Here is a 20,517-nt window from a genome sequence, read left to right on the forward strand (position 1 = left end):
GTATCTGGGGAGGCAGGTGCGCTGCTTGGGATGGTCGAAGATTTTCAGACAAGGAGACAGGAAGTCGGAAAACGACCGCTGCCAGTTGTGGGGGACGGGCACGCCTGCCAGGATCGGTCACCACGGCCAGGGGCGGCTGAGCGCCGCCCCTGACTGACAAAGTCCTGCTAAACCATGTTCGACAAATTTACGTCGGATGTTCGCTACCGTTGCGCTGTGAACATGTAACGCCGCTGCCACTTCATGATCGTGTTGTGCTTGATCGGCGTGTAACAGGATGCGGGCACGGGTCATCACCCGTGCCCGCCCTGTCCCTTGCCTGACCAAGTGTTCAAGCTCCTGACGCTGCTCTTCATTGAGCCGAACTTCAAACCGTTTCCGCTGCCCCATGTCCCACTTTAGCTCTAATATCCCCTGTGGTCGTCCACTAGTGCCCCAAGTGCTCGCTTTCGCGCAGGCACATCAGATCACGCTCGAACCCGGTTGGAAGGTCGAGGCCGCCAGGCGCGTGAAGCAGCGCGTTCTCGAAGGGAAGAAGTTCGAGTTGACCGACAAGTACCTCTTGAGTTGGACCGGTCTGTTCGAGCGCTGGAACGCCTGACATCGCCACACGGAGGCCAGCGGCGTTTTCGCTTCAAAAACGGCAAGTATCTCCTCTGCCGTGGAGCTGGCAGTGCAAGCTTTGCCCCCAAAGCTATTTAGCATCCAACATGTCGTTACACCGTCCCCTGTTGATCTAGCTGGCTCCCTAAGCGTGTAGAAGATGAGTAGGCCGGTGGCTGACACACAAAGTCCAGCTGCCGACCTATTCATCTGGAAAACGACGTGTTCAGCTCGTCTTGACAATTTATTTGCTGAGCTGGCCGATGATGCTGAACATCGGGAGGAACATGCCTGCCACGATGGTGCCGACGATGCCGCCCAGGAAGACGATCATCAGCGGCTCGATGGCGGCGGTGAGGCTGTCGACCGCCTCGTCCACCTCGCGGTCGTAGAAGTCGCCCACCTTGGCGAGCATGTCGTCGAGCGAGCCCGTCTCCTCGCCGATGGAGACCATGCTGACGACCATCGGGGGAAAGACCTTGCTCGTCGCCAGGCTCGCGCTCATCGGGTCACCCACCATCACCACGTTTTTGGCGTTCTCGATGGTGTCCTCCACGATGGCGTTGTTCGCGGTGCCCTTGGTGATCTCCAGGCTCTCGATGATATTCACGCCGGAGCTGATGAGGAGCCCGAAGGTGCGCGCGAAAGAACTGATCGCGCTCTTTTGCAGCAGGCCGCCGAAGACGGGCAGGCGCAGCTTGAGACGGTCCACGACCACGCGCCCCTTCGGCGTCTTGTAAAACCAGCGGTAGGCAAAGACGAAGACGGCGATGAAGACGAAGATGAGGAGCCCGGAATTCTTCAGGAAGTCCGAGACCGCCATCAGCACCTTCGTGATCAAGGGGAGCGGCGCGTTGAGCTGCGCGAGGATGCCCGCGAACTGCGGCACGATGGTCGTGAGCAGGAAGTACGTGATCCCGATGGCGAAGACGAGCACGACCACCGGGTAGGTCAGCGCGCTTTTGAGCTTGCCGCGCAGGGCGAGTTCTTTCTCCTGAAAGGCGGCGATGCGCTCCAGGATGCTGTCGAGCGTCCCGCTCGTCTCGCCCGCCTTGACGAGGTTGATGTACAAGCGGTTAAAGACCTTGGGGTGCTTGAGCAGCGCCTCACTCAGGGGCGTGCCGCTCTCCACGTCGGCGCGCAGCGCCTTGATGACGCCCTGGAGGGCCTTGCTCTCGATCTGACGTTGCAAGATGGCGAGCGACTGCACGAGCGGCACGCCCGCGTTGATCAGGGTGGCGAGCTGCTTGGAAAAGACCGCCACCTGCTTGAGGTTGGGCGGGCGGTCGCCCAGGCCGGGAATCTTGACGTCGGCGTTCAGGCCGGTCTTGGGGGCCTTGATCTCGACGATCAGGAGGTTTTTCGCGCGCAGGGCGTCGCGCACCTGTGCCTGGGTCTCGGCCTCCATCTGGGACTTCAGGACCTTCCCGGAACGGTCCCGGACGCGGTATTCGTAGACCGGCATGGGCGCGAGTATAGTCAGGGCCGTCTTGCGTCCGCCTTACAGCGCGGGCGCCGCGGGAAAGGGTGCCGGAGCGTGAGGGAGGACTGGACACACGAGGTCGCACGGGCCGCGCGGGTCATCGCCGCGGGCGGCGTGGTGGGCTACCCCACCGAGACCGTCTGGGGCCTCGCCGTGCGCCTGGACGCCGTGGAGCGCCTGTACGCCCTCAAGGGACGTGACCCCGACAAGCCCGTGCAGGTCTCGTGTGCGGACGCGGAGACGGCGCGCCCCCTGACCCTCGGCGGCGCCGCCTTCGACGCCCTGGCGGGGCTGTGGCCGGGTCCCGTCACGCTCGTGCTGCCCGCCGCTCCGGGCTGCCCGCCGGGTGTCGCGCCGGGAGGCTGGGTCGGCGTGCGGGTGCCCGACCACCCGGTCGCGCTCGCCCTGCTGCGGGAGTGCGGGGGTGCCCTCGCCACCACCAGCCTCAACCCCAGCGGGGCAGAGGCCGCGCGGACCCTCTCGCAGGCGCGGGCGTATGCTCTCGCGGACCTTCTGCTGCCGGACGGGGGCGTCCCGGCGTCGGGCACGGCGAGCACCGTCGTCCGGGTGGGGGCGGTTGGGCAGGGGGTCGAGGTGCTGCGCGAGGGGGCCGTGCCCGCCTCCCTGATCCGGGAGCGGCTGGAGGCCCGCGGGGTGGGGACGTGACGCCGCCCGGGACCCACGCCCTGATCGGCGCCGCGCTCCTCGCCGCGGGTCGGCCCGTCACCCGGCGCGAGGTCGCCGACCTGCTCGATCTGCCCGAGGAGGCCGCCGACCGCGCCGTGCGGGCCTTCGGGGAGGCGGTGGAGGGGGCGGGGCTGGGCTTCGTGGTGGAGGCGGTCGCGGGGGGCTACCGGCTGGTCGTGCCGCCGGGGCTGGCCGCGCGCCTCGCGCCCATCCTCGCGCCGCCCGCGCTGCCGCCCCTCAGCCCCGCCGCGCTGGAGGTGCTCGCCGTGATCGCCTACCGCCAGCCGGTCACGCGGGCCGAGATCGAGGCGATGCGCGGCGGCAGCGCGGGCACGGTCCTCACCCTTCAGGAGCGCGAACTCGTGAAGGTCGTGGGCCGCAGCCCCGCCGTCGGGGGGCCGCTGCTCTACGGCACGACCGAGAAGTTCCTGCTCGAATTCGGCCTGGGCAGCCTGCACGACCTCCCGCCGCTCGACGGCGCGGACTTCTCGCACCTCCTGCGCGGGTAGGCCCAGGCCCTCCCCCCCCTACCGGGCCGCTTGTGCGTTCGCGGCGTTCGTGAGAGAACGGGGGATCAGCGGCAGGGACTCCGGTCCAGCCCGCCTCTCCCCATGACCCAATCCTCGGCCAGCCTCGAAACCTTCGACTTTCTGGAACTGCTCTCGCTGCTCGCCGGGCAGGGCCGCACGGGCGCGTTGCGGGTGGAGCGTCACGACGGGGCCTTCCAGGCGTGGCTGGAGGGCGGGCGCGTGCGGCACCTGGGCTGCGGGCCGGACCGGGGCGCCGCCGCGCTCGTGCGGGTGCTGCGCGAGCCGAGGGGCCGGTTCCACTTCGACGAGGGCCTCAGGCACCCCGGCCCCGGCCTCGACGCGAGCGTGGACGAGGTGGCCCTGGAGGCGCTCGCCGCCCTGCCCGTTCCCGAGCTGCCCTTTCCCGGCCCGGCGCGCGTGACGGCCCCGGAGCGCCTCGCGCGGCTGCGCTGGACCCTTCAGGAGCAAGACCTCCTCGGGCAGGTCGAGGCGGGCCGGCCCCTCTCGGAACTCGCGGGGAGCCCGGAGGCGCGGCGCCTGCTCGCGGGGCTCGTGCGCCTCGGGCTCCTCGCCCGCCGGGAGGTGCGGGTCGCCCGCCTCACCGTCTCCGTGACGCGGGAGGTGACGGGCGTCGCCGTCGTGGACGGCCTGATCTGGGAGCGCTGGCGCGAGGACCTCGCGCGGCACGTCGCCCACGTCGCCATCCGGGCCCCGAGCGGCGGGGTCGTCACCCTGCCCGTGCGCCCGGGGCCGAACCTCAGCACGCACCTGCTCGTGCCGCCCGAGGTTCTGCTGCGGGCCGGGCTGCGCGCGGGAGAGAGCGTGCTCGTCCGGCCCGCGCCGGGGGGCTGAGCGCTCTTCACGGAGTTCTCTGCCCTGCGCGGTCCGCCCGCCGGGGGGCCCGCGGCTACACTGGGTCCTATGCCGGACGCCCTCCCCACCGCCGCCGAGCTCGCCCGCGCCGTGCAGGCGCGCGAAACGACCCCGCAGGCCCTCCTCGAAGCCGCCCGCGCCCGCGCCGAGGCCGCCCGCGACCTCAACGCCCTGATCAGCCTGAACGGGCGCGCGGACGAGCAGGCCGCCCGGGTCCAGGCCCGGCTGGAGGCGGGGGAGACGCTGCCCCTGGCAGGCGTCCCGGTCGTCGTGAAGGACAACCTCAACGTGACGGGCACCCGCACGACCTGCGGCAGCCGCATCCTGGCGAACTACGTCTCCCCCTACGACGCGACCGTGGTGGAGCGCCTGAGCAATGCCGGGGCCGTTACCGTCGGCAAGGCGAATATGGACGAGTTCGCGATGGGGTCGAGCAACGAGAGCAGCGCCGCCGGGCCCGCCCTCAACCCCTGGGACCCGGAGCGGGTGCCCGGCGGCAGCAGCGGGGGGAGCGCCGTGGCCGTCGCCGCGAACGTCACGCCCGTCAGCCTCGGCAGCGACACCGGGGGCAGCGTGCGCCAGCCCGCCGCCTTCACGGGGGTGTACGGCCTCAAGCCCACCTACGGGCGGGTCAGCCGCTACGGCCTCGTCGCCTTCGCCAGCAGCCTCGACCAGATCGGCCCCTTCGCGCGCACGGCGGAGGACCTCGCCCTGATGATGAACGTGATCGCCGGGCACGACCCGCGCGACGCGACCAGCCTCGACGCGCCCCCCGCCTTCCGCGCGGGCACCCCGGACGAGTTGCGAGGTTTGAAAGTCGGCGTGATCCGCGAGAGCCTGGGGGGCAACACGCCGGGGGTGGAGGCGGTGCTGGAGGAGACCCTGGCCGCCCTGCGGGATGCGGGAGCGACCGTCTCCGAGGTGAGCGTCCCCACCGTGCGGCACGCCATCGCCGCCTACTACCTGATCGCCACCCCCGAGGCCAGCTCCAACCTCGCCCGCTACGACGGCATGGTGTACGGCGAGCGCGCCCCGGCCCCCGACGTGGTGACGAGCATGACCCGGGCGCGCGAGCGGGGCTTCGGGCGCGAGGTCAAGCGCCGCATCCTGCTCGGGACGTATGCGCTCTCCAGCGGCTACTACGACGCCTACTACTCCAAGGCGATGAAGGTCCGCCGGTTGATCGCCCAGGACTTCAGCCGGGTGCTGGCGGACGTCGACCTGCTCGTGACTCCGACGAGCCCCTTCCCCGCCTTCCGCCGCGGCGAGAGGACGAGCGACCCCCTCGCCATGTACGCCGCCGACGTGGACACGGTGGCGGTCAACCTCGCGGGACTCCCGGCCCTGAGCGTGCCCGCCGGGTTCGAGACGGTGGACGGGGTGCGGCTGCCCGTCGGCATCCAGTTCATCGCGCCCGCCCTCAAGGACGAGTTGCTCGTCACGCTGGCGGGCGGGCTGGAGGGCGTCGGGGCGGTGCGGGCCGAGGTGGCGCCGGGGTACGCGCGCACGTCCGACCCGGTGGGCGGGTAGACCCGTTCAGCCCAGATTGCGGCGCAGGAAGACCCGCACCACGTCCAGAAACGCCTCCGGTTCCTCCACGAAGGGCATGTGGCCGCTTTCCTCGAAGATGTGAAGTTGGCTCTGGGGAATGCGGGCCGCCATCAGCTCACTCGCCTCCGGCGGACAGGTGCGGTCGTGCCGCCCGGCGAGGACGAGCAGCGGCTGGGTCACCCGGTCCAGGCGGTCCTCCACCTCGATCCCGCCGTACCCGGCCACGCTGAACTGACGCAGCACGTCCGGGGCGTAGCGGGGTCCGGCGGCCTCCACCCGTGCCTCGTAGGCCGCGATGCGGGAGTCGCGCGGGTCGGTGAAGTGCCAGGGCATCTGCTCGTGCATCAGGCGGGCGAGGTCGGCCTCCGTCCGCACGTTCGCCTCGTTCGCCCAGGAGGTCTGCACCTGCTCTCTGAGGTCGGGCGGCTCGAAGCTCTGGAGCCGCTGCGGGATGTCCTCCAACCAGCGGGCGGACCCCACCCCGCAGCAGACGACCGTGGCTGCCGCGGCGCCGGGGTGCTCCACCGCGTGTTGCAGCGCCACGAAGGCCCCGTACGAGTGCCCGAACACGGCGTAGCGGGGAGCTCCCAGCGCGCGGGCGACGCTACCCACGTCGGCGGCCATCTGCTCCAGGGTCCAGGTCTCGGCGGGCGCGTCCCGGTCGCTGCGGCCCTGCGCCCGCTCGTCGAGCAGCACCAGCCGCACGGTGTCCGTCAGGGGGTCGAGGTAGTCCGCGAATTCGGTGTGATCGAGCCCCGGCCCGCCGTGCAGCATGATCAGGGGAGGGAGGTCGGCGGGTCCCCGCAAGACGGCGTGCAGCCGGGTGTCGCCCACGTCGAGCCGCCGAGGTTCGTCCATGCCCCCAGTGTAAGGGGAGCTAGGCCCACGCCCGCACCACCCGCAGCGCCTCCCCGTCCCCGTCCACGACCGCGACGAGGGTACCGTCCAGGGTGACGACGTGCCGCCCCACCGCCTCGTGCGTGGGCCGCTTGCCCTGCCGCAGCTCGCGCGCCAGCCGCTCGTCCGCCTCGATGCGCGGGAAGTCGAGCGCGGCGAGATCGGAAATCCCCTCCGCTTCGGCCAAATTTTCGACGCTCACCGCGTCCGCGAGGTCATAGCGGCCCACCCGTGTGCGGACCAGACCTGCCAGATGGGCTGGAACGCCGAGCGCCGCTCCCAGGTCCCGGGCGAGCGAGCGGAGGTACGTTCCGCTCCCCACTCGGGCGCGCACGAGCAGGGTGGGAAAGTGGCCCAGGGGCGGCGGCAGGGTGAAGGTGCGGCCCTCCGGGTCCGGTGTCCAGCCCGCCTCACCACGGGAGAAGGTGTGGGGTGAGTCCTCCACGCTGGGGTACACCCCCAGCAGTTCCAGCGAGTGGATGACGACGTTGCGGGCGGGCAGGTCGAGTTCGCCCCCCGAGCGCGCGACCGCGTAGGCCCGTTTTCCTCCGACCTGTACGGCGCTGTATTGGGGCGGCACCTGCGTCTGCGGGCCCAGGAAGCCCGCCAGCACGCTCGTGACCTCCGCCTCGGTGGGTGGCGCGACCTCCACCACCTCCCCGAGCGGCCCCTCCGCGTCGAGGGTGGGCGTCCCGGCCCCCAGGCTGATCCAGGCGAGGTAATCCTTGGAGTCGGCTTCCATGAACTGCACGACTTTGGTGGAGTCGTCCACGCACAAGACGAGCACGCCGGTCGCCAGCGGGTCGAGGGTGCCCGTGTGGCCCACCCGCCGGGTGCCCCTCGCCCGCCGCGCCCGGTTCACCACGTCGTGCGAGGTCAGGCGCAGGGGTTTGTCCACGGCGATCACCGGCATGGGAGGCAGGGTAGCAGGGGCAGGGCCAGTGCCTCTCAGGGTTCGGGGGTGCCGCCGCTCCGATCCCGCGGAGTCCCGCCCGGCATACTGGCCGCCTATGCCCCGCGTTCCCCTCATCGAAGTCCTGCGGACCCGGCCCGCCTTCGCGCGGCTGTGGCTGGGGGCGCTCGTCTCGGGGCTGGGGGACACGCTGAGCTGGCTGGCCCTGACGTGGTTCGTGCTGGAGCGCACGGACGGGGGAGCGTCGGTGGGCGTCTTGTTGCTGTGCTTCGCGCTGCCCGCCGTCGTCACGGGGCCGCTGTGGGGCCGGGCCCTCGACCGTGCCCAGCCCGCGCCCCTGATGGGGCTGGACAACCTCGCCCGCGCGGGGCTCATCGCCCTGATCCCACTTCTCGACGCGCTGGGCGTTCTGGAGATGTGGATGGTCTTCGTGGTCGCGGCCCTGATGGGCGCCCTCGCCCCCGCGACGCAGATCGGCGCGCGGCTCTTCGTGCCCGCCCTCCTCCCCGACGACGAGCTGGAGCAGGGCAACGCCGCGTACAGCCTGACGACCCAGGTGCCCACCGTGTTCGGCCCGGCGCTCGCGGGGCTGCTCGTGGCCGCGTGGGGGGCGCCGCGGGCTCTCCTCGTGGACGCGCTCACCTTCGTGTTCATGGCGTGGGCCTTGCGGGGGATGCCGCGCCTGCCCCGGGGCGGACGGACGGAAGACCGGTGGGGAGCGGCCCGCGCTCAGCGCTGGACGCCCACCGTGCTGGCGACCCTGGGGCTCACCACGCTCTTCTACTTCGTGTATGGGCCGCTGGAGGCCGCCCTCCCCGTCTTCGCCCGGGAGGACCTGGGCACCGGGCCGCAGGGGTACGGGGCGCTGTGGTCGGCGCTGGGGGTGGGGAGCCTCTTCGGGACGCTGCTCGTCGGTCTTCTCAGCCGCGCCTTCCCGGTCGGCCTCACCCTGGCGGGCATCATGGCGCTGTGGGGGGTGGCCGTGGTGGGGCTGGCGCTGACGCCGGGGGTGGGCCCCGCGCTCGCCGTCATGTTCGCGGGCGGGCTGATCTGGGGGCCTTACACCGCGCTCGAAACGACCCTGCTCCAGCGCAGCGTGCCGTCCGGGGAGCATGGCCGCCTCTTCGGCGTGCGGGCGATGCTGCTCGGCCCGGCGGCGCCCCTGGGAACGGCGCTCGGCGGGCTGCTCCTGATCGGGTGGCGGGCCGAGTGGGTGATCGCCCTGTCGGGGCTGGGGTGCGTGCTCGGGGCCCTGGCGGCGCTGCCGTGGCTGAGGCGGCGGGGCGCGGAAGCGGGCGAACCCGGCGACGGGCTGAGCCTGGGGCGCCCGCCCCGCGTACACTGACGGGCGTGTTGCGGGCCGCGTTCTGGTTGACGGCGCTGGTGTTCTTGCCAGTCGGGCTGTTCCTGTATTTCCTTCCCCCCACGGCGGCCACCCTGCTGGGGGTCTCGCCGCTGTGGCTCGCGCGGGTGGCGGGCGGCGTGCTCGCCGCGTGGGGGGCCTACCTGCTCGTGGCGGGCGTCCGGGCCGACGAGGGTTCGGTCTTCCCCCTCGCCGCCGGGAACCTCCTCACCGTCGCCGCCCTCGTGCCGCCCGCCCTGCGGCTCCAGGACACCCTGCCCGCTCCCCTGCGCACCGCGATGCTCGCCCTGGCGCTCGCCCTGGCCCTGCTCGCGGTGGTGGCCCTCCTCGCCGTGCCCCCCCGCCGGAGCCGCCTGTGACGGGCCCGCACCGGGCGGGCGGAGCCGAGCGCCTCCAAAAACGCCTCGCGCGGGCCGGGATCGCCTCCCGCCGCGCCGCCGAGGACCTCATCACGGCGGGCCGCGTCACCGTGAACGGCGACCTCGCCACGCTCGGGCGCACTGTCACCCCCGCCGACGAGGTGCGGGTGGACGGCCACCTCATCGAGACCGCCGCCCCGGAAAAGGTCACCTTCCTGCTCCACAAGCCCGCCGGGTACGTCACGACCGCCAGCGACGAGTACGGGCGCCGCACGGTCCTCTCCGCCATGCCCCCGGTCCCCGGCCTCCACCCGGTCGGGCGCCTCGACAAGGACTCGGAGGGCCTGCTGCTGCTCACCACCGACGGCGACCTGACCCTGACCCTCACCCACCCCCGCTACGGCCACGAGAAGGTCTACCGCGCCTGGACGGCGGGGGAGAGGGACCCGGGCGAGGCCGAGCTGCGGCTCCTCGTGGACGGCATCGAGCTGGAGGACGGCCCCGCCCGCGCCCTCGCGGCCCGGCCTGCCCCGGGGGGCGCCCTCGTCACCCTCGGCGAGGGCCGCAACCGCCAGGTGCGCCGGATGCTGGAGGCCCTCGGGCACCCCGTCGCCCGGCTGCTGCGCCTGCGGGTGGGCGGCCTGTGGCTCGGCGACCTCGGCCCCGGCGAGTACCGCCCGCTCTCGGAGCGCGATCTGCACGACCTCCTCCACCCCGCCGAGGTGCCCCGGCGTCTGTGGGAGCGCGCCGAGCGGGAGACGCTGGAGCGGTGGGGGTGACTCGGGGAAGGGTGCGGGGTCCGTGGGAAACTGGGGCGAAGGCTCGAAGCCTGAGCCCGGGCTCCGCTCCCCACGGACCACTTTCCTCTCGCCCTGCTACACTCTCCGTGCGGGGGGGTCCACGGTCGCGCCTCTGGAGACAGGGGTGAGGAAAGTCCGGGCACCGCAGGGCAGGATGCCAGCTAACGGCTGGTCGGCGAGTCAGAGCGCCCGCTTGAAGCGCCACGTCACGCGGGAGGCGGCGAAGCCGAAGGACAGTGCCACAGAAACGAGACCGCCACCTCCAGCGTGCAGAGCGCAGGGCCCGGGCGCGGGCGGGGGTGGTGAGGGTGAAACGGTGCGGTAAGAGCGCACCAGGCGCCCGGGAGACCGGGAGCGCTGGTAAACCCCATCTGGTGCAAGACCCGACAGCGCGGTAGGGACGGCCCGTCCCCGTGACCGCCAGGATGGTCGCTCGAGGCGCGCGGCGACGTGCGTCCCAGAGAGATGACCGTGCCCCGCCCCCGGGCGGGAGACAGAACCCGGCTTACCGCCCCCCCGTACCCACAGAGCCCGCCGCCCCCCTTCCCGTGGGGCGGCGGGTTCAGGCTGGGGAAGCGAGGAAGGAAGGCGGGCCTGGCTCACCCCGCCCGCTCGCTACCTCCTCCGGGCGTCGAGGGCGGCCACCACGAAGCCCGCGATCAGGAGCGCGCCCCCCACGGGCGTGACCGCGCCCAGCCAGCGCAGCCCGGTCAGCGAGAGGACGTACAGGGTGCCGCTGAAGATCACGGCGCCCGCGAGCAGAAGGCCCGGCGCACGCCGCTGCCCGGACTGGAGCCCGAGGGCGATGAGGGCCAGGGCCGCGTACATCTGGTAACGCACGCCCGTCTCGAAATTGGCGAGGGCGCCGGGGCCGAGCCGCTCGCGCAGGGCGTGGGCGCCGAACGCCCCGAGGGCCACGCCGATGGCCGCGAGGAGCGCGCCCGCGGCGGTGGGGTTGAGGCTTCGCATGGGCCGAGGCTACGCGGGGGGCGGGTGGGAGTTTGTCCCCACCGCCCCCCGCGCTTGGCCCGGGTCCGGGTTCAGGGGGTCAGGGCGCCCGGGGTGTTCAGGAGGGCCCGTTCCCAGACGGCGGCGAGTTTGCTGTACCCGCCCGCGTTGGGGTGAACCCCGTCGGCGAGGTCGGCGGGCGTGAGCGCCGCCCCCGCGTCCACGAAGGTGACCTTCTTGCCCTGATCGGCCCGGCTTTGCACGACGCCGGGCAGGGCCGCGTTGAACTGCTGGCCCCGGGCGTTGTGGGTGGCGTCGCGCATGGGCGGGATGGACGCGACCAGAATCCGGGCGTCCGGGCGGCGGGCCGTGATCTCGTCGAGCAGGGCGCCCAGCCGGGCCGGGGCGCCTCCCACGTCGTACCCCTGGATCATGTCGTTCGTGCCGGCCATCAGCAGCACCGTGCTGGGCTGGTGCCTGTCGAGCCAGCCGTCTACCTGTGCCGCGAGCTCGTCGATGCGCCAGCCGCTGCGGCCCTCGTGGTGCGGGTCTGCCAGCTCCGCGGGGCCGTTGCTGAGCGAGCCCACGAAATCGAGCCCGGGCACCTGCGCCGAGAGCTTCTCGAACAGCTCAATGCGGTACCCGCCCGGGATGTTGTACCCGTCGGTGATAGAGTCGCCCAGCGGCATGAGGTGCACGGCGCCCGCAGAGGGGGTCGGGGGAGCGGTGACGGCTGCCCCCGGCCCCCCGCACCCGCTGAGAAACAGACTGAGGGCCAACAAGGCTGAACCGGCGGCGGCCCGAGAAGACCGGCGCCCAAACGAAATCGGCATGGGAACGCTCCTGTGGGGTGAATGAACCTCCCACCGGGACGCTGCCCCGGCGGTCGAGGACCGAATCACGTTGAACGACTCAACGCGTGGACATTAACCCGCCCCCCCTTGAGATGCAATGTTTTGCGCAACTGACCGCATTCCCACCTTTGCCGCGTGCCTCCACGGTGCTCGGAGGCAGAGCAGAAGAGCGCCTCTGACAGGACGCTTTCCTAAGCTCTTCGGTAGAGTTGGGCTGTCTAGACGAAAGCGCCATGTGTCGGTCCGCCCGAACAGGGACTTCCGGGGGTGAGCCAGTTCACGTGGGCTGGTCGCCCGCTTCCGGCGCGGAAGTGGGACGGGGGGGAGGCGTGGCTGGAAAGTGCGGGGGAATTGTGGGAATTGGTGGTAATTCGTGGGTGAGGCTGTTACACTCCGCGCACAGCCCAGAAATTGCGTCCACAGCGCGGGAATGGGCTGTCACACCTGTGAAGTTTCCGGCGCGGGCCGGTGGGTCGCGGGTGGGAACCGAGGAGACTTTGCCGTTTGGAGAGTACCCCTACACCATCGACGACAAGGGGCGCGTGGTCATGCCGCCGCCCTTTCGGGAGTTCGTCGAGGACGGGATGGTGCTCACGCGCGGCATGGAGGGCTGTCTCTACGTCTTTCCGCTGGCGAGCTGGCGGCGGGTCGAGGAGCAGCTCGAGGGTCTTCCGCTCACGGACGCGGCGTCGCGGGCGTTCGTGCGCTTTTTCTACTCCGGCGCGAACAAGGCGCGGCTCGACAACCAAAGCCGCGTGTCGGTGCCGCAGACGCTGCGCGCCTTTGCCGCGCTGGAGAGCGACGTGATCGTGGCGGGCGCCCCCGGACGCCTGGAACTGTGGAACCCGGCCCGCTGGGAGGCCGCCATCCAGGCCGTCCAGAGTGACCCGCCCCAACCCGACCTTCTCGCCAACTTCGTGGCGTGACCAACATGAATATTGCCCCAGGCGTCCCCACCCCAGGCTCCCTCTCCCACACCCCCGTCCTCGCCGCCGAAGTCGTCGAAGCCCTCGCTCCCGCCCCGGGCCGGGTGATCGTGGACGGCACCCTCGGCGGCGCCGGGCACACCCGCCTGCTGCTGGAGGCGGGCGCGCGCGTCATCGGCATCGACCAGGACCCCTACGCGCTGGGCCGCGCCCGCGCCGAGAACCTCCCCGGCCTCACCCTCGTGGAGGGCAACTACCGCGACATGCAGGACCTCCTCGCCCCCCTCGGCGTGACGCGGGTGGACGGCGTGCTCCTCGACATCGGCGTGAGCAGCTTCCAGCTCGACGACGTGGGGCGGGGATTTTCGTATCACACCGAGGCCCCCCTCGACATGCGGATGAGCCAGGCGGGCGAGAGCGCCGCCGACGTGGTGAACACGTCCCCGGAAGAGGACCTCGCCGCGATCATCTACGAGTACGGCGAGGAGCGTCACTCGCGCCGCATCGCCCGCGCCATCGTGCAGGCGCGCGGGGAGAGTCCCATCGAGACCACCGTGCGCCTCGCGGAGATCGTCAAGCGGGCCTACCCGGGCTACTCGAAGGGCATCCACCCCGCGCGGCGGACCTTCCAGGCGCTGCGGATTCACGTCAACGACGAGCTGGGCGCCCTGCGGGGCGGGCTGTCGGCGGCGGAGGCCCTCCTCACGCCGGGTGGGCGGCTCGCCGTGATCTCCTTCCACTCGCTCGAGGACCGCATCGTGAAACGCTTCCTACGGGGCAGTTCCACCCTGGTCCCGCTGACGAAGCGGCCCGTGGAGGCCTCCGGGGAAGAGCAGGCCCGCAACTCCCGCTCCCGCAGCGCCAAGCTCCGCGGGGCCGAGAAGCGGGCCCCGGGGGAGGTGGCCGCGTGACCGCCCGGCTCGACCTCAGCGCCGCGACGTGGCGGGCGCGCGCGATCCGTTACGTGGCGATCTACCTGCTGCTCGCGCTCGCCCTGGTCGCCGCGCGCTACTTCACCCAGGATGTGCGCCCGGACCTGCGCGCCGCCCAGGAACGCGAGGCGGCCCTGACCACCGAGCGCGACGAACTCGAACTGCGGGTGCAGGCCCTGAGTACTCCCCAGCGCGTGCGCGACTGGGCTTTTGCCAACGGGATGCGCCGCTTCGCCGAGGCGCCCAAGACGACCGCCGAACTGACCGGGGTGCCCGCCCCCCGGCCCCTGTCTGCCCGGACGACCGTGGAGGTGACGACCGCATGGAGGTAAAGATCCGCTCCCGCTCCCGCCTGATGCAGCTCATCGCGCTGGTGATGTTCCTGACCCTCGTGTGGGCCTACGCGCAGCTCGAATGGGGTGTTCCGCAGGGGGTGAAAAAGACCGCCGTGCAGTCGCGCGGCACGATCACCGCCTCCGACGGCTCCGTCCTCGCCCGCAGCGTGAACGGCAAGCGCGTGTACCCCCAGGGCAAGCTCGCCGGGCAGGTCGTCGGGATGCTGGGCACCACCGAAGGGCTCGAGGGGCTGGAGTACGCCTACAACCGCCGTCTGGCGGCGGGCGAGGACTTGCGGCTCACCCTCGACCCCGGCATTCAGGCCGCCGCCGAGACGGCGCTGGCGACCGCCATTCCCAAGCACCAGGCCGAGTACGGCTCGGTGGTCGTGCTCGAAACCCGCACGGGCCGGGTGCTCGCCGCCGCGAGCTACCCCTCCTTCGACCCCAACCGCTGGCGCGAGTACAGCGGGGACGACCGCCGCAACCGCCCCTTTCTCGACGTGTACGAGCCGGGCTCAACGATCAAGGGGCTGATCGTGGCCGCCGCCCTGAACGAGGGCCTGACCACCCCGAACACGAAGTACGAGACGCCCATGCACCGCTTCGTGGGGGGCCGCTGGGGCAGCACGATCCGCGACGCCGTGGATCACCCGGGGGAGCTGACGACCCGGCAGGTGCTGCGCTACAGCAGCAACGTGGGCATGAGCCACATCGTCGAGCGTTTTCCCGCGGGGAAGATGCGCGCCTACCTGGGCCGCTACGGCTTCGGGACGGACGTGAGCATTCCCACCGTCATGACGAGCACGGGCAGGCTCCAGCCCCTGCGCAAGTGGGACGACCTCGTGCGCGCCACGAACGCCTTCGGGCAGGGCATGAGCGGCACCACCCTGCAACTCGCCGCCGCCTACAACGCGGTCGCCAACGACGGCCTGTACGTCTCGCCCCGGCTGGTCGAGGGCGAGCCCGCAGGCGAGCGCCGCGAGGTCCTGCGCCCCGGGACCGCCCGCACCACCCGCGCCATGCTCCAGTCCGTCATCGAGGAGGGCATTCCCCACCAGGCGGGCCTCAAGGGCTACGCGCTCGCGGGCAAGACGGGCACCGCCCAGGTCTCGGAGGGCGCCAAGGGGTACGCCGCCGACATCTACGACAGCGTGTTCGCCGGGTTCCTCCCCGCCGACGCCCCCCGCGTCACCGTCGCCGTCATGGTCCACGGCGCCCGCCTCGACTACCACGGCTCCCAGCTCGCCGCGCCCATCTACCGCGAGGTCGCCTCCGAGGTCCTCTCGCGCTGGGCCGCCGCCCCTCGCCCCACCCCGAAAAAGCCCGAGGATCAGAATTGAGAGCGGCGTGAGCGACATCTCATGCTTGGCCTCTGTTTCTGCCATGGGAACATGGTCAGGCTGATTCACCTAAGGCAAGAGAGGTTATGAAAGGACCTCTCCTCCGCTTCTGGCGGCTCCAACAGGGCGAGGGATGGGTCAATTCTTCCTCTACAGCGTCTTGTTGAATGAGAGAATGAGTGAGGACATTAGAACTCGGCTCATCTATGCGACGCCGCCCAGATCGCCGGAACTTATGTTCCCGATGTCGATCTTCCTTGAGAGGGGCACGCTTTGTGAGAAGATTGATCAACTCCACACACAAAGTGCTTAGAAACCCCTCTTAATCTTGGGCGAACGAGACGCGGCCCGAGGGGCCGGGATTCAACTCAATCGACTATGACCGGACGTGCCGGGACGGGCGTTCGCAGGAGTTTCATGCCTTCACAGTTCAAGCGCTGGATGCCCGTCGTCCTGCTCAGCGTGTTCGGCGCCGCGAGTGCCGCCCCCGCCCTTCCTGCCGCCTCTTTCGCCGAGGCGGCGGTGCGTGACGCCCTCGCGCCTGCCGCTCCCGTGGCCCAGCCCAGGGTGCAGGCCCCAACCGCGCGGGTGGCGGTTCCCGCCCCGGTGCAGAGCGCCCGCCCACAGGCGACGCGCCCGCAGCCCACGCCCGCCCAGGTTCGGGAGGCCGAGATCAGCCGGGCCCGGACCCAGGCCGCGCAACAGGCGGCCCAAGCGGCGCAGGCCCGCGCCCGCGCTATTCAGGCCGCCGAAGCCAGGATCGCCCAGAACACGAGGCGCACGGGCCGCAGCGTGATCGCGCGGGCCACGGCGTACAACAGCACTCCCGGCCAGACGGACAGCACGCCCTTCATCACCGCAACGGGGACCCGGGTGCGCAGCGGCGTGGTGGCCCTCAGCCGCGACCTGCTGCGCGTGTTTCCCTACGGCAGCAAGGTCACCGTGGAAGACCTCAGCGGGAGGACGGGCAGCCTGTTGCGCGGTCAGGTCTTCAGCGTGGAGGACACGATGGCCGCCCGCAAGACGAACAGCATCGACATCTGGATGGCGAGCCGCAGCCAGGCGATCCGCTTCGGCGCCCGCCAGGTGCGCATCACCGCCGTGCGCTGAGCGCGGAAACAGTTCGAGAACAGGAGCGTGGGCGGCCCAGGGGGCTCGGCCCACGGCTCCTTTTTGGAGACTGGAGCGCTTGAGGACAGTGAGCGGCAAAGGTGAGGGTCCTTGCCGCCTTGAAATTTTTTGCAAAACGCCCTCCAACCCGGTGCCGCGTCCCCCGGGCGCTCCGGGCCCCTCTGTTATCCTCCCCGGAACGTGGCCCGCACTCCTCCCGACCTCGCCTGGACCCTCGCCCGCGCGCACCTCGCCCGGCGGCGCACCCAGAACGTCCTCACGGTGCTGGGGATCGCCGTCGGCGTGATGGTGCTCATCGCCGCACTCAGTCTGACGAACGGCTTCACCCGGGCCCTGGTGGACGCGACCCTGCGGGCGAGCCCCCACCTCAGTGTCACGGCCTTCGTGCCCACCCCGCGCGACCCGGCGCTGGAGGCCGAGATGCGCGCCGACCCCCGGGTGCAGGCCTTCGTGCCCTTTCTCGGCGACAAGGGTTTGCTCACCCGCCCGGCGAGCGCGGGCCGGGGCGCGGGCGTGGACTTCACCACCCTCTTCGGCGTGACGCCCGACGCGGCGCGGGTGCTGCAACTCAACCCGGAAGAGGGTGCCCTGTTGCGCGGCCTGGAGGGCGGCGAGGTGCTCCTCGGCTCGGCCCTCGCCCGCAGCGTGGGGGCCTTCACCGGGGACGAGGTGCGGCTGCTGAACAGCACCCAGCGCCGCGCGACGCTGCGCGTGAAGGGCGTCTTCACGACCGGGAACTACCTGATCGACTCCGGGTACGCCTTCACCAGCCTGGGGACCCTCCAGCGCCTGCAAGGCACCCGCAACGTGACGGGCTACCAGCTCCGGCTGCACGACCCGGACCTCGCCCCGGCGGTGGGGAGCGAGCTGACCCGCACCCGGGCCTACACCCCGATTCCCTGGCAGAGCCTCTACGGCACGCTGCTCGACCAGCTCGCCCTCCAGAAGCGGGTGATCGGCTTTGTGGTGTTCCTGATCGTGATCGTGGCGGCTTTCGGGATCGCCAACGTGCTCACCCTCGCGGTGTTCGAGAAGACGCAGGAGATCGCCATCCTGCGCGCGATTGGCGCCACGCGCGGGGTGATCACCCGCACCTTCCTGCTGGAGGGGGCGGCGCTCGGGCTGGGCGGCCTGCTGCTGGGCAATCTGCTGGGGCTCGCCATCAGCGCGTATTTCACCGTGCGGCCCTTTCAGCTTCCGGGGGACCTCTATTTCATCACGGCGCTGCCCGTCGAGGTGCGGCTCACCGACCTGCTGTGGGTGAACGCGGTCGGCCTGGGGACCACCCTGCTCGCCGCCCTGATCCCGGCGCGGCGGGCGGCAAACGTGGAACCGGCGCGGATCATCCGGTGAGGGCCGAAGGCGGAAGGCAGATGGCCAAAGGCGCCCCGGCTGGACCTTCCGCTTTTTGCCTTTCGCCTTCTGCGCTCTTGGCGGGGAGTCTAATCCCGGCCTTTAACTTCGGCTGTCCGGAAACAGGGCCGGAGTGTGAAAAAAGCCGTGTCAGACGGGGGTCACCTTCCTGACGGTGGGCTGAATCCCTATTAACGTTCGGCCCCGGCCCGCTCATGGCCCGTCAAGTTGCTCCCCGTAGGCTTCTTGTCGGAGGTACCCATGAAAAAGCTTCTGATGATCCCCGCCGCGATGCTGCTCGGCACCGCCGCCGCGGCTCCCCGAATCAGCGCCCAGAGCATCATCGTGAACCCCACGCAGCCCGACCTCGCGGTGAGCGTGCAGGTGGACCGCGACGCCAGCGGGAACAGCAACCCCACCTACCGGGTCGGCGAGAACATCCGCATCAGCACGACCGTCAACCGCGACGCCTACGTGTACCTCTTCAACGTGGACGCGAACGGGGAAGTCACCCAGATCCTCCCCAACCGCCTGAGCGAGGGCAACTTCGTCAAGGCGAACACCGCGACCGTCTTCCCGGCCCCCGGCGCCAACTTCACCTTCACCGTCGGTGAGGACGTCGGCCTGAACAAGGTCCTCGCGCTCGCCAGCCTGACGCCGCTGAACCTCGACCAGATCAGCTCCTTCAAGACCCAGCAAGACCAGTTCGCCACCGTCACGGCGCGCGGCCAGCAGCAGCTCGCCCAGGCGCTGAGCATCGTGGTCAACCCCATTCCCCAGAACAGTTGGGTCAGCGACACCGCCTTCTTCACCGTGGTCGCCCAGAACCCCGTGCAGACCGGCAGCCTCTTCGTGGGCACGAACGTCGCGGGTGCGACCGTGATCCTCAACGGGCAGCGGCTCGGCGGCGCGAACGTCACCTACACGAACATCCGCCCCGGCACCTACCCCGTGCGCGTGCAGGCCCCCGGCTTCCGCGACTACACCACGACCATCTCGGTCCGTGCGGGCAGCACCACCAACCTGAACGTCGAGTTCGCCCAGGCCGTCACGCCCGCCCCCGTGGTGAGCAACCAGTTCACCCTCTCGATCCGCAGCCGCGTCGAGGGCGCCCGGGTCTTCGTGGACGGCCAGGAGGTCGGCACCATCCGCGGCGGCGTCCTGAGCGTGACCGTGCCCCGCGGTGGCCGCGAGGTCGTCCTGATCGCCCCGGGCTTCCGCACCTTCATCGGCAACTACAACGTCAACCGCGACGCCCAGATCACCATCACCCCCGCCCGCTGAACTCCAACCGAGTCGCCTGGACCCTCACCCCCGCGGTGGGGGTTCTTGCCGTTCCGTCCCCGTCGGCCCGTGGGTGAGGAGGTCATGCAGCACGCGGGCCGTCATGCCCCAGATGTCGTGCCCGCGCCACGGGTAGCGGTAGAGGGGCACGCGCTCGCCGCCCGGGAGGGTGCGCCACTCGGTACCCAGGGGCAGGGCGCGCAGCTCACCCAGGGTGGGGGTGATGATCTGCGCGACCTCGGCGGAGAGGGTGAGGCTTGGAGCGGCGGGAACGCGGGCGAGCACGGGCGTGACGTGAAAGCCGATGGGGGTGAACACATCGTCGAGTTCGCCGAGGACTGTGACCGCGGCGGGGTCGAGGCCCACCTCCTCCTGCGCCTCGCGCAGGGCGCCCCGTACCGGCGTCTCGCCCGGCTCCAGGCTGCCGCCCGGAAAGCTGATCTGCCCCCGGTGGGTCGGCAACTCCGCCGAGCGCACGGTGAGCAGCACGCGCGGGTCGGGCTCGCGGGTGAGCGCCACGAGCACGGCGGCGCGGCGGTACTCGGGCAGGTCGAGCGGGATGCGGGTGCGGCCCCCCACCCACACGGCCCACGGGTCGGCCTGCGCGGCGTCGAGCAGGTCGGGCGCCTCGCCGGGGAGCGTCACTGCACCGCCTGCACGGTCTGCGCGGGCGCCTCGGGGTCGGGCAGCGCCGTGAGGATCCCGTGCGTCCGCTCACGCAGGGCCACCTCGGCGTCCACGCCCAGCCCCCGCGCCCAGGCGACGACCGCCGCGAGCACGTCCGCGACGCCCTCGCTGGAGTCGGGCGCCCCCTGCAAGGCGGCCTCGACCCCCTCGCGGCCTCCCTTCGCGCGCCCGGCGAGTTTCTGGGCCTGCGTCTCGCGGGCGAGCGCTCCTAGCGCGGCGGGCACCCGCTCGGCGGCGCTGCGGGGCCTGCCGCCGCGCTCGGCGGCCTTGATCGCCTGCCAGTTCGTGACCACCTCGTCGGCCCCCGAGACCTGCACCTCCCCGAAGACGTGCGGATGGCGCCGCACGAGCTTTTCGACGATCAGGCGCTCGACATCCGCGTACTCGAAGGTGCCCGCCTCCTCGGCGATGACGGAGTGGAAGGCCACCTGGAGGAGCACGTCCCCGAGTTCCCCGGCGAGCGCCTCGCCGCCCTCGGAGACGGCGTCCACCGCCTCGGCGGCCTCTTCCAGCAGGTAGGGGCGCAGGGACGCGTGGGTCTGTTCGCGGTCCCACGGGCAGCCGTCCGGGGCCCGCAGTCGTCGCAGCGTGTGCAGCAGGTCTTGCATGAGCCATGCTAAGGCCCGGCACCGCGGCAGGACGGTGACGCCGATGGGACGGGTGGG

23 protein-coding genes and 1 other RNA gene are annotated in these 20,517 nt (G+C 71.4%); 16 read left to right on the forward strand and 8 right to left on the reverse strand.

Going from position 1 to position 20,517, the window contains the following annotated elements:
• Positions 1–117 precede the first annotated feature (117 nt).
• Positions 118–390 (reverse strand): helix-turn-helix domain-containing protein, encoded by a 273-nt coding sequence (locus A7B18_RS23060; protein ID WP_102124990.1) that lies wholly within the window; start codon positions 388–390, stop codon positions 118–120.
• Positions 391–439: 49 nt separating this feature from the next.
• Between A7B18_RS23060 and A7B18_RS21800 the strand changes: the two genes are divergently transcribed.
• On the forward strand, positions 440–601 hold the full coding sequence (locus A7B18_RS21800; RefSeq protein ID WP_180969981.1) for a hypothetical protein: 162 nt from the start codon (positions 440–442) through the stop codon (positions 599–601).
• Between the two features lie 246 nt (positions 602–847).
• Here the strand turns inward: A7B18_RS21800 and pilC are convergent, their stop codons facing one another.
• Positions 848–2,068 carry a type IV pilus assembly protein PilC gene (gene pilC / locus A7B18_RS01970; RefSeq protein WP_102124991.1) on the reverse strand — a complete coding sequence of 407 codons (1,221 nt, stop codon included), beginning with the start codon at positions 2,066–2,068 and terminating at the stop codon, positions 848–850.
• A gap of 72 nt (positions 2,069–2,140) precedes the next feature.
• Between pilC and A7B18_RS01975 the strand changes: the two genes are divergently transcribed.
• From A7B18_RS01975 to gatA, 4 genes are all read left to right on the forward strand, one after another.
• The gene (locus A7B18_RS01975; RefSeq protein ID WP_102124992.1) at positions 2,141–2,752 is read left to right on the forward strand and encodes an L-threonylcarbamoyladenylate synthase; all 612 of its coding nucleotides are present in this window, start codon (positions 2,141–2,143) and stop codon (positions 2,750–2,752) included.
• Positions 2,749–3,282: an SMC-Scp complex subunit ScpB gene (scpB, locus tag A7B18_RS01980; protein WP_102124993.1), complete on the forward strand. Its 534-nt coding sequence runs from the start codon at positions 2,749–2,751 to the stop codon at positions 3,280–3,282. The genes A7B18_RS01975 and scpB overlap by 4 nt, the downstream gene beginning before the upstream one ends.
• Before the next feature lie 102 nt (positions 3,283–3,384).
• Positions 3,385–4,155: a DUF4388 domain-containing protein gene (locus A7B18_RS01985; RefSeq protein ID WP_102124994.1), complete on the forward strand. Its 771-nt coding sequence runs from the start codon at positions 3,385–3,387 to the stop codon at positions 4,153–4,155.
• 69 nt (positions 4,156–4,224) lie between these two features.
• The gene (gene gatA / locus A7B18_RS01990; RefSeq protein ID WP_102124995.1) at positions 4,225–5,706 is read left to right on the forward strand and encodes an Asp-tRNA(Asn)/Glu-tRNA(Gln) amidotransferase subunit GatA; all 1,482 of its coding nucleotides are present in this window, start codon (positions 4,225–4,227) and stop codon (positions 5,704–5,706) included.
• Positions 5,707–5,712: 6 nt separating this feature from the next.
• On the opposite strand, the gene A7B18_RS01995 is transcribed toward gatA, so the two are convergent.
• Complete coding sequence (locus tag A7B18_RS01995; protein ID WP_102124996.1) at positions 5,713–6,585, reverse strand: alpha/beta fold hydrolase; 873 nt, start codon at positions 6,583–6,585, stop codon at positions 5,713–5,715.
• Between the two features lie 19 nt (positions 6,586–6,604).
• Positions 6,605–7,537, reverse strand: a complete 933-nt coding sequence (gene truB / locus A7B18_RS02000; protein ID WP_102124997.1) for a tRNA pseudouridine(55) synthase TruB — start codon at positions 7,535–7,537, stop codon at positions 6,605–6,607.
• 97 nt (positions 7,538–7,634) lie between these two features.
• Between truB and A7B18_RS02005 the strand changes: the two genes are divergently transcribed.
• The 4 genes from A7B18_RS02005 to rnpB all read left to right on the forward strand — a co-directional run bounded on the left by A7B18_RS02005 (position 7,635) and on the right by rnpB (position 10,583).
• Positions 7,635–8,882, forward strand: a complete 1,248-nt coding sequence (locus tag A7B18_RS02005) for an MFS transporter (RefSeq protein ID WP_180969982.1) — start codon at positions 7,635–7,637, stop codon at positions 8,880–8,882.
• 5 nt (positions 8,883–8,887) lie between these two features.
• Positions 8,888–9,259 carry a hypothetical protein gene (locus A7B18_RS02010; RefSeq protein WP_102124999.1) on the forward strand — a complete coding sequence of 124 codons (372 nt, stop codon included), beginning with the start codon at positions 8,888–8,890 and terminating at the stop codon, positions 9,257–9,259.
• A complete protein-coding gene (locus A7B18_RS02015; protein WP_102125000.1) occupies positions 9,256–10,038 on the forward strand; it encodes a pseudouridine synthase in 783 nt (260 codons plus the stop codon). Before A7B18_RS02010 ends, A7B18_RS02015 begins: the two co-directional genes overlap by 4 nt.
• Positions 10,039–10,147: 109 nt before the next feature.
• An RNA gene (rnpB, locus tag A7B18_RS02020) (RNase P RNA component class A) lies at positions 10,148–10,583 on the forward strand.
• A 91-nt stretch (positions 10,584–10,674) separates the two neighbouring features.
• On the opposite strand, the gene A7B18_RS02025 is transcribed toward rnpB, so the two are convergent.
• Positions 10,675–11,028, reverse strand: coding sequence for a DUF423 domain-containing protein (locus A7B18_RS02025; RefSeq protein WP_102125001.1), 354 nt, complete (start codon positions 11,026–11,028; stop codon positions 10,675–10,677).
• A 71-nt stretch (positions 11,029–11,099) separates the two neighbouring features.
• The gene (locus A7B18_RS02030; protein WP_245872716.1) at positions 11,100–11,696 is read right to left on the reverse strand and encodes an SGNH/GDSL hydrolase family protein; all 597 of its coding nucleotides are present in this window, start codon (positions 11,694–11,696) and stop codon (positions 11,100–11,102) included.
• 662 nt (positions 11,697–12,358) lie between these two features.
• Here A7B18_RS02030 and mraZ point away from each other — a divergent pair.
• The 7 genes from mraZ to A7B18_RS02065 all read left to right on the forward strand — a co-directional run bounded on the left by mraZ (position 12,359) and on the right by A7B18_RS02065 (position 19,165).
• Positions 12,359–12,787 (forward strand): division/cell wall cluster transcriptional repressor MraZ, encoded by a 429-nt coding sequence (mraZ, locus tag A7B18_RS02035; RefSeq protein WP_102125003.1) that lies wholly within the window; start codon positions 12,359–12,361, stop codon positions 12,785–12,787.
• Between the two features lie 5 nt (positions 12,788–12,792).
• A complete protein-coding gene (gene rsmH, locus A7B18_RS02040) occupies positions 12,793–13,698 on the forward strand; it encodes a 16S rRNA (cytosine(1402)-N(4))-methyltransferase RsmH (RefSeq protein ID WP_102125004.1) in 906 nt (301 codons plus the stop codon).
• Positions 13,695–14,051, forward strand: coding sequence for a hypothetical protein (locus A7B18_RS02045; RefSeq protein ID WP_102125005.1), 357 nt, complete (start codon positions 13,695–13,697; stop codon positions 14,049–14,051). The genes rsmH and A7B18_RS02045 overlap by 4 nt, the downstream gene beginning before the upstream one ends.
• A complete protein-coding gene (locus A7B18_RS02050) occupies positions 14,042–15,397 on the forward strand; it encodes a peptidoglycan D,D-transpeptidase FtsI family protein (protein WP_102125006.1) in 1,356 nt (451 codons plus the stop codon). The genes A7B18_RS02045 and A7B18_RS02050 overlap by 10 nt, the downstream gene beginning before the upstream one ends.
• Positions 15,398–15,814: 417 nt before the next feature.
• Entirely contained in the window at positions 15,815–16,507 is a 693-nt protein-coding gene (locus tag A7B18_RS02055; RefSeq protein ID WP_102125007.1) for an RlpA-like double-psi beta-barrel domain-containing protein, read from the forward strand.
• A gap of 201 nt (positions 16,508–16,708) precedes the next feature.
• Positions 16,709–17,881, forward strand: a complete 1,173-nt coding sequence (locus A7B18_RS02060; protein ID WP_102125008.1) for an ABC transporter permease — start codon at positions 16,709–16,711, stop codon at positions 17,879–17,881.
• A 261-nt stretch (positions 17,882–18,142) separates the two neighbouring features.
• Entirely contained in the window at positions 18,143–19,165 is a 1,023-nt protein-coding gene (locus tag A7B18_RS02065) for a PEGA domain-containing protein (RefSeq protein ID WP_102125009.1), read from the forward strand.
• A 24-nt stretch (positions 19,166–19,189) separates the two neighbouring features.
• Here A7B18_RS02065 and A7B18_RS02070 read toward each other — a convergent pair whose 3' ends face one another.
• The gene (locus A7B18_RS02070; RefSeq protein ID WP_180969984.1) at positions 19,190–19,810 is read right to left on the reverse strand and encodes an NUDIX hydrolase; all 621 of its coding nucleotides are present in this window, start codon (positions 19,808–19,810) and stop codon (positions 19,190–19,192) included.
• Positions 19,807–20,460, reverse strand: coding sequence for a MazG family protein (locus tag A7B18_RS02075; RefSeq protein WP_102125010.1), 654 nt, complete (start codon positions 20,458–20,460; stop codon positions 19,807–19,809). The genes A7B18_RS02070 and A7B18_RS02075 overlap by 4 nt, the downstream gene beginning before the upstream one ends.
• Between the last annotated feature and the right edge of the window lie 57 nt (positions 20,461–20,517).

The sequence above is a fragment of the Deinococcus planocerae genome (assembly GCF_002869765.1).
GTDB classification, from domain to species: Bacteria; Deinococcota; Deinococci; order Deinococcales; family Deinococcaceae; genus Deinococcus; species Deinococcus planocerae.

Coding starts and splice junctions, on each gene's coding strand:
- A7B18_RS23060 (WP_102124990.1), bottom strand. CDS start 390: ATGGGGCAGCGGAAACGGTTTGAAGTTCGGCTCAATGAAGAGCAGCGT.
- pilC (WP_102124991.1), bottom strand. CDS start 2,068: ATGCCGGTCTACGAATACCGCGTCCGGGACCGTTCCGGGAAGGTCCTG.
- A7B18_RS01985 (WP_102124994.1), top strand. CDS start 3,385: ATGACCCAATCCTCGGCCAGCCTCGAAACCTTCGACTTTCTGGAACTG.
- gatA (WP_102124995.1), top strand. CDS start 4,225: ATGCCGGACGCCCTCCCCACCGCCGCCGAGCTCGCCCGCGCCGTGCAG.
- A7B18_RS01995 (WP_102124996.1), bottom strand. CDS start 6,585: ATGGACGAACCTCGGCGGCTCGACGTGGGCGACACCCGGCTGCACGCC.
- truB (WP_102124997.1), bottom strand. CDS start 7,537: ATGCCGGTGATCGCCGTGGACAAACCCCTGCGCCTGACCTCGCACGAC.
- A7B18_RS02005 (WP_180969982.1), top strand. CDS start 7,635: ATGCCCCGCGTTCCCCTCATCGAAGTCCTGCGGACCCGGCCCGCCTTC.
- A7B18_RS02025 (WP_102125001.1), bottom strand. CDS start 11,028: ATGCGAAGCCTCAACCCCACCGCCGCGGGCGCGCTCCTCGCGGCCATC.
- A7B18_RS02030 (WP_245872716.1), bottom strand. CDS start 11,696: ATGCCGCTGGGCGACTCTATCACCGACGGGTACAACATCCCGGGCGGG.
- rsmH (WP_102125004.1), top strand. CDS start 12,793: ATGAATATTGCCCCAGGCGTCCCCACCCCAGGCTCCCTCTCCCACACC.
- A7B18_RS02050 (WP_102125006.1), top strand. CDS start 14,042: ATGGAGGTAAAGATCCGCTCCCGCTCCCGCCTGATGCAGCTCATCGCG.
- A7B18_RS02055 (WP_102125007.1), top strand. CDS start 15,815: ATGCCTTCACAGTTCAAGCGCTGGATGCCCGTCGTCCTGCTCAGCGTG.
- A7B18_RS02065 (WP_102125009.1), top strand. CDS start 18,143: ATGAAAAAGCTTCTGATGATCCCCGCCGCGATGCTGCTCGGCACCGCC.
- A7B18_RS02075 (WP_102125010.1), bottom strand. CDS start 20,460: ATGCAAGACCTGCTGCACACGCTGCGACGACTGCGGGCCCCGGACGGC.